Here is a 12,836-nt window from a genome sequence, read left to right as displayed (position 1 = left end):
CACTGCAGACCGGGTGCGTGGGCGCTGGTCCGTCGTACGGCTTCTTCTGCTCGTTCCTGGTCGAGTACCTGGGCGAGTCCGGGTTCAACCTGGAGGAGCTGAAGATCGGCGGCTACCGCGTGGAGACGACGCTGGACCGGCGGATCACCGAGCACGCGAAGCAGGCCGTCGAGGCGCAGGCGCCGAAGAACACCCCCGGTGTCGCGAACACGATGGCGGTCGTCCGTCCCGGCAAGAACGCGCACGAGGTCGTCGCGCTGGTCGCCAACCGCGACTACGGGCTGAAGCAGGAGGAGTTCCAGACCCAGTTCGACCTGCCGAGCGGGGTGGAGAACAAGTTCGGCACGGGCTCGGTCTACAAGATCTTCACCGCGGCCGCCGCACTCGAGAAGGGGATCGGCATCGACACGGTGATCCCCTCCCCCAACACCTACACGTCGAAGGTGTTCAAGGGCGGGGCGCGCTCGTGCCCCGCCACCGGGGAGCCGGACACGCGCTGGTACTGCCTTTCCAACCACAACGACCGCTACCCGCCGCAGATGCCGCTGAAGCAGGCGCTCGCCACCTCCCCCAACACGGCCTTCGTGATCCTGGAGGAGAAGACCGGCGTCGACGCGGTGGTGGACATGGCGTCCCGGCTCGGCATGCGCAGGACGATGGCCACCAACATCGCCGGTGTGCGGCCGACGCCGAAGGCACCCCGGGACCTGCGGCTGTCCCAGGCGCAGTACTACGCGTCCAACGCCAACGCCTCCTTCACACTGGGTCCCGCACCGTCGAGCACCCTCGAGCTCGCGAACGTGGCGGCGACGATCATGAGCGGTGGCACGTGGTGCAAGCCCACCCCGGTCCGCCGGGTCCTCGACCGGAACGGCCGGCCCGTCGAACTGGCGAAACCACCGTGCGAACAGGCGGTGCCGGAGAAGCTCGCCGACGCGCTGGCCGTCGGGCTCAGCGAGGACGCCAAGGGCACGGGCAGTTCCTCGAACGCCGCCAGGAAAGCCGGGTGGACGCGCCCGATGATGGGCAAGACCGGCACGACCGAGGAGTACAAGTCCGCGGCCTACGTCGGGGCCACGCCCGACTACGCGGGCGCCGTCCAGGTGTTCAACGACGGCACCTCGCCGAAGGGCATCTGCATCGGCTCGGGGCCGCCCCGGCTGTGCTCCGAGGGCAACATCTACGGCGGCACCGTTCCTGCCGCCACCTGGTTCGACACGATGGTGAAGGTGCACGACGGCCTGCCGGAGAAGCCCCTGCCCGAGGTCGAGGACCGCTACCGCCACGGCGACACCAGGATGTCCGTGCCGGACGTCGTCGGCACGGACGTCACCCGGGCCTCGGCGGTGCTGCGCCAGGCCGGTCACCAGGTGACGACGGTGTCCGTCAGCTCCCCTCGACCTCGCGGCACCGTCGTCGCCCAGTCGCGCAAAGGTGCTTCCCTGCAAGCCGCACCGGTGACGCTCTCGGTGAGCAGCGGCCCCGCCGCGCCGACGACTCCCCCGCCGGACCTCGCCTCGTCCACCGCGGTCCCGCCGCCCCCGGACCCGGGGCGGCCGGCGGCCGCTCCCCCGCGATGACACCGTTCGAGTGATCATCGAGGGACGAACGGCGGGCCTTCCCGCACGTCGTGCCCCCGGCGTCCGGTCGGCGGGACGAACAGCTCGGCGCCGAGGTCCAGTAATGTCGTTCGGGTCGTGAGGTTTGCTTGAACACACAGGTCTGCCTCCACGTGTTCGAGTCGTGCAGTGGAGGACCTGGGATGAGTGGCACGAGCGCGCCTGCTGACGGTCGGGACGCGCGAAGAGCAGTCGACCTGCCCGAGTTGCGGCAGTTGCTCGCCGGGCTCACCGCCGTGCGCGACGGCGACTTCGGCATCCGCCTGCCCGACGACTCCGACGGGCTGCTCGGCGAGATCGCGACGGTCTTCAACGGCATGGTGGACCAGCTGTCGCTGTTCACCTCCGAGGTCACCCGCGTCGCGCGGGAGGTCGGCACGGACGGCCGCCTCGGCGGCCAGGCCGAGGTGCCCGGGGTGTCCGGCACCTGGAAGGACCTCACCGACTCGGTGAACGCCATGGCGGGCAACCTGACGAGCCAGGTCCGCGACATCGCCCAGGTCGCCACCGCCGTCGCGCGCGGCGACCTGAGCCAGAAGATCGACGTCGACGCGCGCGGCGAGATCCTCGAGCTCAAGAACACCGTGAACACGATGGTCGACCAGCTGTCGTCGTTCGCCGACGAGGTCACCCGCGTGGCCCGCGAGGTCGGCAGCGAGGGCAGGCTCGGCGGCCAGGCCGAGGTGCCCGGTGTCGGCGGGGTGTGGCTCGACCTCACGAACTCCGTGAACTTCATGGCGGGCAACCTGACCGACCAGGTCCGCAACATCGCCCAGGTGACCACCGCGGTCGCCAGGGGCGACCTCAGTCAGAAGATCACCGTCACCGCCAGGGGCGAGATCCTCGAACTGGCCAACACCATCAACACGATGGTCGACCAGCTGTCGTCGTTCGCCGACGAGGTCACCCGCGTCTCCCGCGAGGTCGGCACCGAGGGCGCGCTGGGCGGCCAGGCCGACGTGAAGGGCGTCTCCGGCACGTGGCGCGACCTCACCGACTCGGTGAACTTCATGGCGGGCAACCTGACCGCGCAGGTGCGGTCCATCGCCCAGGTCGCCACCGCGGTCGCCAGGGGCGACCTCAGCCAGAAGATCACCGTCACCGCGCGGGGCGAGATCCTGGAGCTGAAGAACACGATCAACACGATGGTCGACCAGCTCAGCTCGTTCGCCGACGAGGTCACCCGCGTGTCGAGGGAGGTCGGCACGGACGGCCGCCTCGGCGGTCAGGCGGACGTGAAGGGCGTCTCCGGCACGTGGAAGGACCTCACGGAGTCCGTCAACGTCATGGCGGACAACCTCACCGCGCAGGTGCGGTCCATCGCCCAGGTGACCACGGCCGTCGCGCGCGGCGACCTGAGCCAGAAGATCCGCGTCGACGCGCGCGGCGAGATCCTGGAGCTGAAGGAGACCATCAACACGATGGTCGACCAGCTCTCCGGTTTCGCCGACGAGGTCACCCGCGTGTCCCGCGAGGTCGGCACCGAGGGCAACCTGGGCGGCCAGGCGACGGTGCGGGGCGTCTCCGGCACGTGGAAGCACCTGACGGACAACGTGAACGTCATGGCGTCCAACCTGACCAACCAGGTGCGGTCCATCGCCCAGGTCGCCACCGCGGTCGCGCGCGGCGACCTCAGCCAGAAGATCACCGTCGAGGCCAAGGGCGAGGTCGCCGCGCTGGCGGGCGTCATCAACACGATGGTCGACACGCTGTCCGCGTTCGCCGACGAGGTCACGCGCGTGGCCCGCGAGGTGGGCACCGAGGGCATGCTCGGCGGCCAGGCGCGCGTGCCGAACGTGGCGGGCACGTGGAAGGACCTGACCGACAACGTCAACTTCATGGCGAACAACCTGACGAACCAGGTGCGCAACATCGCCCAGGTGACCACCGCGGTCGCGCAGGGCGACCTGACGAAGAAGATCGACGTCGACGCCCGCGGCGAGATCCTCGAACTCAAGACCACGATCAACACGATGGTCGACCAGCTCTCCTCGTTCGCCGCCGAGGTGACGCGCGTGGCGCGGGAGGTCGGCAGCGAGGGCCGGCTGGGCGGCCAGGCCGAGGTCGAGGGCGTCTCGGGCACGTGGAAGCGGCTCACCGAGAACGTGAACGAGCTCGCCGGCAACCTGACCCGGCAGGTGCGGGCGATCGCCGAGGTGACGAGCGCGGTGGCCGAGGGCGACCTGACCCGGTCGATCACGGTCGAGGCCTCCGGTGAGGTCGCGGAGCTCAAGGACAACATCAACTCGATGGTCGGGTCGCTGCGCGACTCCACCAAGGCCAACCAGGACCAGGACTGGCTGAAGTCGAACCTGGCGCGCATCTCCGGCCTGATGCAGGGCCGCCGCGACCTCGCCGTGGTCGCCGAGCTGATCATGGACGAGCTGACGCCGCTGGTCTCCGCCCAGTTCGGCGCGTTCTACCTGGCCGACGACGCGGACGACCGCCAGGAGCTGCGCCTGATCAGCTCCTACGGCCACCCCGACGACGACTCGCGGCCGACCCGGTTCCAGTTCGGGCAGTCGCTGGTCGGCCAGGCCGCGCGCAGCCGCCGCACCATCGCCGTCGACGAGATGCCCGCCGACTACGTCGCCATCACCTCCGGGCTCGGCCGCACCGCGCCGGTGAACCTCGTCGTGCTGCCGATCGTGGTGGAGGACCAGGTCCTCGGCGTCATCGAGCTGGCGTCGGTGCACCGCTTCACCGACATCCACCGCGACTTCCTCGAACAGCTGATGGAGACCGTCGGCGTCAACGTCAACACCATCATCGCCAACGCCCGCACCGACGAGCTGCTCGTCGAGTCGCAGCGCCTGGCGGGCGAGCTGCAGTCGCGGTCCGGCGAACTGCAGGTGCGCCAGGAGGAACTCCAGCGCTCCAACGCCGAGCTGGAGGAGAAGGCCGCGCTGCTGGCCACGCAGAACCGCGACATCGAGGCCAAGAACCTCGAGATCGAGCAGGCGCGCCAGGAGCTCGAGACCCGTGCGCGGGAGCTCTCGCTCGCGTCGAAGTACAAGTCGGAGTTCCTGGCCAACATGAGCCACGAGCTGCGCACCCCGCTCAACAGCCTGCTGATCCTCGCCCAGCTGCTGGCGCAGAACCCGAGCCGCAACCTCACGCCGAAGCAGGTCGAGTACGCGGGCATCATCCACTCCGCGGGCTCGGACCTGCTGGGCCTGATCAACGACATCCTCGACCTGTCGAAGATCGAGGCGGGCAAGATGGACGTCACGCCCGAACGCGTGCCCCTGCGGCAGCTGCTGGACTACGTCGAGATGACGTTCCGGCCGCTCACCTCCCAGAAGGGGCTGGGCTTCCAGCTGACCACCTCGCCGGGCACACCGCCCGAGCTGGTCACCGACGACACGCGCCTGCAGCAGGTGCTGCGCAACCTGCTCTCCAACGCCGTGAAGTTCACCGAGACCGGCGGGGTGGAGCTGCGCATCGGGCTCGCCGACCCCGAGGAGCTGCCGCTCGCGGTCCGGGTGCACGGGCCCGCGATCGCGTTCCGGGTCAGCGACACCGGCATCGGCATCGCCGAGCACCAGCTCGACTCGATCTTCGGCGCGTTCCAGCAGGCCGACGGCACGACGAGCCGCAAGTACGGCGGCACGGGTCTCGGCCTGTCGATCAGCCGCGAGATCGCCTACCTCCTCGGCGGCTCGATCACCGCGGAGAGCGCGCTGGGCAAGGGCAGCACGTTCACGCTCTACCTCCCCGTGCACAGCAAGGACTTCACCGAGCAGCCGCGGGAGACGACCGCGGAGGAGCCGCCCTCCGCGCCCGCGGAGGAGCCCGCACCGGCGCCCGTCCACCGGCGGAGGCTCCTCGTCGTGGAGGAGCGGCCGCAGGGCCTGCTGTCGCTCGTCGCGCAGAGCGCCGTGACCGACCTGTCCGCGAGCAACGACCCGCGCGGTCCGGTCGAGGTGGTCACCGCGGTCGGCAGGGAGGAGGCCGCGGCGGCGCTCGCGACCGATCCGTGCCACTGCGTCGTGCTGGAGCTGGACATGCCGGACGGCGCCGCGCTCGCGTTCCTGGAGGCGCTCGACGGCGATCCGGCGACCCGCACGATTCCCGTGCTGGCGCACAACAACCGGAGGTTGTCGCCCTCGTACGAGAAGGAGCTGCAGGCGCGCAGCGGCACGCGGCCGCTCGAACTGCTGTCCAGTTTGGACGAACTGCGCGAGCGGATCGCGTTGCACCTCGACGCAGACGGTCCCGAGGACGTGCTGCCGCTCGTGCGGCCGGAGCAGCCGCGGCCACCGGCCCGCCAGCAGGGCAACGGCGCCCTGGCCGGGCGGACGGTGCTGATCGTCGACGACGACGCCCGCAACCTGTTCGCGCTCAGCAGCATTCTGGAACTGCACGACATCCGCGTGCTGCACGCCGAGAACGGCAGGGAGGGCATCGAGGCCCTGACCGCGCACCCGGAGATCGACCTGATCCTGATGGACGTGATGATGCCGGAGATGGACGGGTACGCCGCCACCGCCGCCATCCGCGCCATGCCGGACCACGCGGAGCTGCCGATCATCGCGGTGACCGCGAAGGCGATGCCCGGCGACCGCGACAAGAGCATCGCCGCGGGAGCGAACGACTACGTCACCAAACCCGTCGACGCCGACGACCTGGTCTCGTGCATCCACCGGTGGATGCGGTCCCGGTGACCGCGGACGAGGTGGGCGTCGGGCGGCTCGCGGGCACCGTCGCCCGCCTGCGCAGGGAGATCGACGAGGCGCGGGCCGAGGCGGACGGCCGCGCGCTGGTGGAACTCGCGAAGGGTGTGCTCGTCGAACGGCTGCGCTGCGGTCCCGCGCAGGCCGCGGCACAGCTCGCCCTGCTCGCCGAACGCGCGGGCACCACGCAGCTCACGCTCGCCGTCGACATCATCAACGAGGTGTCCGGCGACGAACTCACCGCCGTCCCCGCGGCGGGAACGGACACCGCCACCGCGATCCGGTTGCGCACGGCGGAAAGCGGCGCCCTGCACGCCGGCGACACGCAGTCCGTGGCCGAGTCGCTCTTCGCCCACGCGCTCGCCCCGCTGGGCGCGAGCGCCGTGGCGATCTGGCTGGCGGGCGCCGACTCCTCGCTCACCCTGGCCGGGCACGCCGGGTTCGCGGCGGGCGAGGCGAACCGGTGGCGCTACGTCCCTCCGGGCGTGCCCACCCCGGCGCGGCGCGCGCTCGTCGAACGCGAGGCGGTGTGGATCCCCGACCTCGGCGAGTCCGGTCTGCCGTCGATCGGGTCCACCCTGCGCGGCCGCGCCACCGTCCCTGCCGGAACCGGCGGCCGGATCACGGGTGTCCTGGAGATCTGCTGGCCCTCGCCACTGCCGCCGCAACCGCTCAGCGTGCTGAAGCAGGTGGAGGCGCTGGCGGAGCTGTGCGCGGCCACGCTCGACATCACGGCACCCGCCGGCCCCGCCGCGCCCGCCCCGTCCGAGCTGACGGACCTCGCGGACGGCCTGCTCGACCCGGCGTTGGTGCTGGGCCCGGAGGTCTCGCCCGACGGCACGATCACGGACTTCCGGGTGCACCACGTCAACAGCGCGTTCGTCGACCTCGCGGGCAGGCCGCGCACCGCCGTGGCCGGCAAGACCCTGCTGGAGGCCTATCCCCTGGCCGCCGCCGAGGGCGACCTGTTCGACAAGATCGAGCGCGTGCTCGGCACCGGTGAGGCGTTCCGGGCCGAGCAGATGAACCTCGCGGCGCTCATCGACGAGGTCCCGCTCACGGTGACGGCCGGGGTGAGCATCACCCGGCACGGCGCACTGGTCCTCGTGGTGTGGCGGGTGCAGGACGAGACGACCCGCCTCGCGAACCTGCTGCAGCACGCCCAGCGCCTCGGCCGCGTCGGCGGTTTCGAGGAGGAACGGCACAGCGGCACGATCGTCTGGAACAGCCAGCTGTACGCGCTCCACGGCCGGGACCGCGGCGCGGGCCCCATCCCGCTGGAGGAGATCGCGGACCACGCCCACCCGGACGACGTGCCCGCGCTCAACGGGTTCGTGCAGACCGTCCTGCGCGACCACCGGCACGCCTCGGCGGCGTTCCGCCTGCAGCGGCCGGACGGCGTGACCCGGCACGTCCGCGTGATCGCGGAACCCGTGCTCGACCCGCTGGGGACGCTGCTCGCCGTCCGCGGTGCCTACCAGGACATCTCGGCCCAGCACTGGACCGAGGTCGCGCTGTCCGCGACCCAGGACCAGCTCGCGATCACGGCCCAGGAGGCGGCCGAGCGCAACAAGCTGACGTTGCAGCTCCAGCAGGTGATCATGCCTCCGACCCACCCCACCCTGGAGGCGTTCGGACTGCGCGTCGCCGTGCGCTACCAGCCGGCCGCGCAGGAGGAGCTGGTCGGCGGCGACTGGTACGACGCCGTCGTGCTGCCGTCGAAGCAGATCCTGGTCTCCGTCGGCGACATCACGGGCCACGGCATCAAGGGCGCGACCGGCATGGTCGTGCTGCGCAACGCGTTGCGCGGTCTCGCCGCCACCGGCGCGGGCCCGGCCCAGCTGCTCACGTGGCTCAACCTCGTGGCCCACCACCTCGCCGACCACATCTTCGCCACGGCGATCTGCGGCGTGTACGACCCGAACACCCGCGTGCTGCGGTGGGCCCGTGCGGGCCACCTGCCACCGGTGCTCGTCCGGGGCGGGCGCGGCGAACTGCTGCCGATGCTGCCCGGCATGATGCTCGGCGCGTTCGCTGAAGCGTCCTATGTGGAGGGAGAGGTCGTCCTGGAGTCCGGGGACACGCTGGTGCTCTACACCGATGGCCTGGTGGAGCGCAGGGACCTGCCGCTGGACGACTGCCTCGACCGGCTGTGCGCCGCCGCGCAGGAACCGCGGGCGAACCTCGACGAGCTGCTGGACCACCTGCTGGTGCACAGCGACTCCAACACCGATGACGACACGTGTGTCGTCGGTGTGCAGCTGCCGTGACGAGAGCCCGGGTTCCGGCCCGGCCCGCAACGCCGTGAAGCGCCCGGCTGGAAGGTTCAGCCGGGCGCTTCACCGTTGGCACACGCCCGTCGCGATCGACGCCTCTTCAGACCGACGACGATCCCGACTGCACGGGCGCGCCTGGTCACCACCACACCACGCGGCCGCCGCCCCGGGCCGTACCGGCCCCGAAGTGATCAACCGGTAGGAACCGGTGCGTCGCCGGCCTTGCGTGGTGTGCGCGGATCAGCGGTCCGAGTCGCCGTGGACGTCGAGGTCCGGGTTGGCGCACGTGCCGCTGTCGTTGTTGGAGAACAGCGGCACCGCGATGACGTTCACGTCGACGTGGCAGACGTTGAGGTCGCTGAGGACCTCGGACTCGTCCAGGTTGACCAGGCCCACCTGGTGGGTGTGGTCGTACCGCGGAGCGATGTCCACGGGCTCGTCCTGCGTCGCGAACGCGGGCGTGCCCATCATCAGGAAACCCGCGCCCACAGCGGCCACGGCACAAGCCTTCTTCAGCATCACGTCTTCTTCCTCGAGAACCGGCTGGGTCGAACTGCGGGTGTTGCGACGGGAGGCGGAGCAGGCATCCCTGGTCACACGCTCCGCCTCCGTTCGGCGCGCCGTCGGGGCAGGGCGCCGTCTCACGTCACTTGTCGTCGGGGTTGGCGCACAGGCCGCTGTCGTTGCCCGACAGCGCCGGCACCGCGATGACGTTGACGTCGATGAAGCAGGCGTTGATGTCGCTCAGCACCTCGGAGTCGTTCAGGTGCGCGACACCGGACTGACCCGTGATGTCCAGCTCGGGGGTGTCGGCCAGCGCGGCGGAACCCATACCGAGGAAAGCGCCCGCGATAGCGACGGCCGCCCCTGCCTTCTTCAGCACAGAAATCTCCTCAATCAAATCTTTCGGGAACTGACAGCGGCGGCGAATGCCGTCCGCAAGTCCGCCAGGACCGTATCCAAACGATGCGACCGAAGCAAAATCAGTGGCCGCCCCGCAGCGTTCGGAAAGCCTCCAAACCACACCTTCGAGTGATGCATTGTTTTGGAGGTTTGAGCGCCACCGGCAAGATGAGCTGCCGAAATCCAACACATTCGCAGCGACACCTTTCCATGGGGTGAACAATCGGGCCCCAGCGCCGCTACCAGGCCCTGCACCGCCCCACCAGGCACGCTCGGGCCACGCCAGTACGCACCGGCCCACCGAGCACGTCCGACAAAGGCACACCTCCGTTTGTCGGCAGCACCGGAAACCAATACGGTCACGAACCGAGATCACCGGAACTGGTCGAGTTGAGCCGGCAGCTCGAAATCACACCGAGGATGTGACCGGTCGAATGCGAATCGCGATGGTGTCCGCGCAGGCGAGTCCGCTGGCGGAATGCACGGCACAGGGCGCGCACGTCACCGAACTCTGCGCGGGATTGAGCGCGTCGGGCCACGACGTGGTCGCCTACACCCGGCGCGACGATTCCACGTCCCCCGACGTGGTGCGCGCCGACGAGGGCCACGACGTCGTGCACGTGCCCGCCGGGCCCGCCCGCGTCATCACCGAGGACGAGTTCACCGCACACCTGGGCGACTTCGCCGCGTTCCTCGCCGAGCGCTGGCGGGTGCTCCCGCCGGACGTCGTGCACTCGCACCACTGGACGTCCGGTCTCGCCTCGTTGATCGGCGCGCACCACCGCCAGATCCCCGTGGTGCACTCGTACCACGGGTTCGGGGAGTCCCCGGAGCGGCAGCGCTCCGACGCCGAGACCCTCCTCGCCCGCCGGGCCGCGTGGATCACGGCGACGAGCACGGCGGAGGCCGCGCACCTCTGGCAGCTCGGCGTGCGCCGCGCCAGGGTGTCCGTCGTCCCGAGCGGCGTGGACGCGTCCCTGTTCACCCCGGAGGGCCCGGCCGAGATCCACGACGGCCGGATGCGCGTCGTCACCGGGAACCTCGATCCCTGCAACCGCACGGCGATCGACGCGGCTCTGTCCACACTGGACCACGTCGAGCTGGTGGACGTCAGCCCCCTCCCCCGCCGGGTGCGGCCGGGTGTGCTGAGGTCGGCGGACGTGGCGTTGTGCGCCCCCGCCACCGACACGTTCGGCAGCACGGCACTCGAGGCGATGGCTTGCGGCGTTCCCGTGGTGGCCACGGCGGTGGGCGCGCTCAGCGACATCGTCCTGCCGGACGTGACGGGCCTGCTGGTGCCGCCGCGGGACAGCGGACGGCTGGCGCGGTCGCTCAAGACGTTGCTCGCCGACGAGACGCTGAGGGAACAGTTCGGCATCGCGGCGCGCGACCGCGTTCTCAGCCGGTACTCACGACGCCGGCTCGCACAGGAGACGCTGGCCGCGTACGACCATCTTGGCCTCGCCGCGCACGGCGACCGCTCCCGGTAGGCCGGTGGTGCGGGGTCGGCGACCGGTGTTGCCGCTGCGACCTCGACAGCCGGTGTTGCCGGTGCGGGATCGACGGCCGGTGGTGCCGGTGCGGGATCGGCGGCCGGTGTTGGCGGTGCGGCGTTGCCGGTGCGGCCTCGACAGCCCAGCGTCGGCAATGCGGGCGTCGGCGTGCGGGCGTCGCGGCCCAGCCTCGGCAGCCCGGCGTCGGCGGCGCGATCCGCGCTCAGCAGGACCCCTCGTGGTCCTGAGCGCGAATCGCGCCGCCCCAGGCCTCGCCACTAGATCGGCAGCGTCTCGCCGCGCCTCACGACCCGCACGCCCCTCTCCTGCCGCCGCGCCGCCTCCGCGGTGAAGTCCGACAACGGCGACTTCATGACGGTGTACTCCTCGTAGTGCACGGGCACGGTGGTGCGCGGCGCGAGCAGCTCCACCAGGTCGGCTCCTTGCACGCCGTCCATCGTGAGCAGCAGTCCCAGTACCTTGGTGCCGCCGAGGTGCACGACCGCGAGGTCGATGTCCCCGAAGCGGGTGCGGATCTCGCTCAACGACGGGTGCACCAGGGTGTCGCCGCTCAGGTAGATGCGGAACGGGCGCCCGCCCGCCCGGTACTCCAGCATGGTGCCCATCACGGGCGGCAGCAGGTGGCCCACCAGCCCGAGCGCGTGCCTGCCCGGCAGTGACGTGATGGTGAGCGTCGCCGTTCCCCGCGACAGCGTGGTGGTCTCCCACGTGCGCAGCGGCGCGGTCTCGCGGAAACCGCGCCGGGACAGGCGTTTCGCCGCGTGCGGGGTGGTGAAGACGGGCAGGTCGCGGCCGAGTTCCCTGCTCGCCACCCGGTCGAAGTGGTCGCCGTGCAGGTGCGAGAGCACGACGCCGTCGAGGTCCGGCAGGTCGGCTATTCCGATGGCGGGATCGACGAGCCGGCGCGACACGATGCCCTGACCGATGTGCGTCCACTGTCCTCTGTGGAGGAAGTTGGGATCCGTCAGGAGCGTGAACGGGCCCAGTCGCAACACGGTGGTGGCGTTGCCCACGAAGTACAGGGAGCCGTGCACGCCCTCCCCACCCGGCTGCGGATCGCCCACCGTCATGGGCGGAACACCGACCGGACGCAGTCGTCCTCCTTCTTCTTGAACAGCTCGTAGCCGCGCGCACCTTCGGCCAGCGGCATGACGTGCGTCGCCAGGTGGCTCGTGACGAGTTCGCCGGACGCGATGCGGTCCAGCAGCATCGGGATGTAGCGCTGCCCGTGCTGCTGCGCGCCGCGTACGGTCAGGCCCTTGTTCATCAGGGCGCCCAGCGGGAACTTGTCGACCATGCCGGTGAAGACGCCCAGCACGAACACCGAACCGCCCTTGCGGCAGTTGTAGATCGCCTCGCGCACCGCGATGGGGCGGTCCATCTCGAGCTTCAGCTTGCTCTTCACCTGGTCGTACACGTACTGCGGGCCCGTGGAGTGCGCCTCGCAGCCGACCGCCTCGATGCACACGTCCGGACCGCGCCCACCGGTGGCCTCCAGCAGCGCGTCGCCAACGGACGTCTGCTCGTAGTTGATCGTCTCGACGCCGAACACGGACTCCGCCTGCCGCAGGCGGTAGTCGAAGCGGTCGATGACCAGCACGCGTTCCGCGCCGAGCAACTGGGCCGCCCGCGCCGCCATCTGGCCCACGGCACCGGCGCCCCACACGGCGACGACGTCACCTCGCTGGACACCGCCGAGGTCCGCGCCCATCCACCCGGTCGCCGCCGAGTCGGACGTGAACAGGGCGCTCATGTCGCCCACGCCCTCGGGGATCGGGATCGCGGTGTGGTCGGCGAACGGCACGCGCACGTACTCGGCGTGGCTGCCGCGGAACCCGCCCATGGCGT

At 70.8% G+C, this 12,836-nt stretch carries 8 protein-coding genes; 4 read left to right on the top strand and 4 right to left on the bottom strand.

Annotated features, from left to right (window positions below):
* The first annotated feature begins 17 nt into the window (after positions 1–17).
* The 3 genes from BMY74_RS46855 to BMY74_RS38030 all read left to right on the top strand — a co-directional run bounded on the left by BMY74_RS46855 (position 18) and on the right by BMY74_RS38030 (position 8,565).
* On the top strand, positions 18–1,580 hold the full coding sequence (locus tag BMY74_RS46855) for a penicillin-binding transpeptidase domain-containing protein (protein ID WP_342718394.1): 1,563 nt from the start codon (positions 18–20) through the stop codon (positions 1,578–1,580).
* A gap of 182 nt (positions 1,581–1,762) precedes the next feature.
* The gene (locus BMY74_RS38035) at positions 1,763–6,286 is read left to right on the top strand and encodes a HAMP domain-containing protein (protein WP_089925151.1); all 4,524 of its coding nucleotides are present in this window, start codon (positions 1,763–1,765) and stop codon (positions 6,284–6,286) included.
* Positions 6,283–8,565: a PP2C family protein-serine/threonine phosphatase gene (locus BMY74_RS38030; protein ID WP_245786597.1), complete on the top strand. Its 2,283-nt coding sequence runs from the start codon at positions 6,283–6,285 to the stop codon at positions 8,563–8,565. Before BMY74_RS38035 ends, BMY74_RS38030 begins: the two co-directional genes overlap by 4 nt.
* A gap of 246 nt (positions 8,566–8,811) precedes the next feature.
* Here the strand turns inward: BMY74_RS38030 and BMY74_RS38025 are convergent, their stop codons facing one another.
* Both BMY74_RS38025 and BMY74_RS38020 read right to left on the bottom strand, forming a co-directional pair.
* On the bottom strand, positions 8,812–9,090 hold the full coding sequence (locus BMY74_RS38025) for a hypothetical protein (RefSeq protein WP_177230123.1): 279 nt from the start codon (positions 9,088–9,090) through the stop codon (positions 8,812–8,814).
* A gap of 127 nt (positions 9,091–9,217) precedes the next feature.
* Positions 9,218–9,454 carry a hypothetical protein gene (locus tag BMY74_RS38020; protein WP_089925141.1) on the bottom strand — a complete coding sequence of 79 codons (237 nt, stop codon included), beginning with the start codon at positions 9,452–9,454 and terminating at the stop codon, positions 9,218–9,220.
* 454 nt (positions 9,455–9,908) lie between these two features.
* Here BMY74_RS38020 and BMY74_RS38015 point away from each other — a divergent pair, with 454 nt between their 5' ends.
* Positions 9,909–10,964 (top strand): glycosyltransferase, encoded by a 1,056-nt coding sequence (locus BMY74_RS38015; RefSeq protein ID WP_089925138.1) that lies wholly within the window; start codon positions 9,909–9,911, stop codon positions 10,962–10,964.
* A gap of 281 nt (positions 10,965–11,245) precedes the next feature.
* Here the strand turns inward: BMY74_RS38015 and BMY74_RS38010 are convergent, their stop codons facing one another.
* Together BMY74_RS38010 and BMY74_RS38005 are read right to left on the bottom strand one after the other, a co-directional pair.
* A complete protein-coding gene (locus tag BMY74_RS38010; RefSeq protein WP_089925136.1) occupies positions 11,246–12,058 on the bottom strand; it encodes an MBL fold metallo-hydrolase in 813 nt (270 codons plus the stop codon).
* A complete protein-coding gene (locus tag BMY74_RS38005) occupies positions 12,055–12,831 on the bottom strand; it encodes a zinc-binding dehydrogenase (RefSeq protein ID WP_245786596.1) in 777 nt (258 codons plus the stop codon). The genes BMY74_RS38010 and BMY74_RS38005 overlap by 4 nt, the downstream gene beginning before the upstream one ends.
* Positions 12,832–12,836: the final 5 nt, after the last annotated feature.

It is taken from the genome of Lentzea albida (assembly GCF_900111005.1).
Taxonomy (GTDB): Bacteria; Actinomycetota; Actinomycetes; order Mycobacteriales; family Pseudonocardiaceae; genus Lentzea; species Lentzea albida.
The sequence above is the reverse complement of the archived record's forward strand: the minus strand, read 5'-3'. Positions and strand labels throughout refer to the sequence as shown.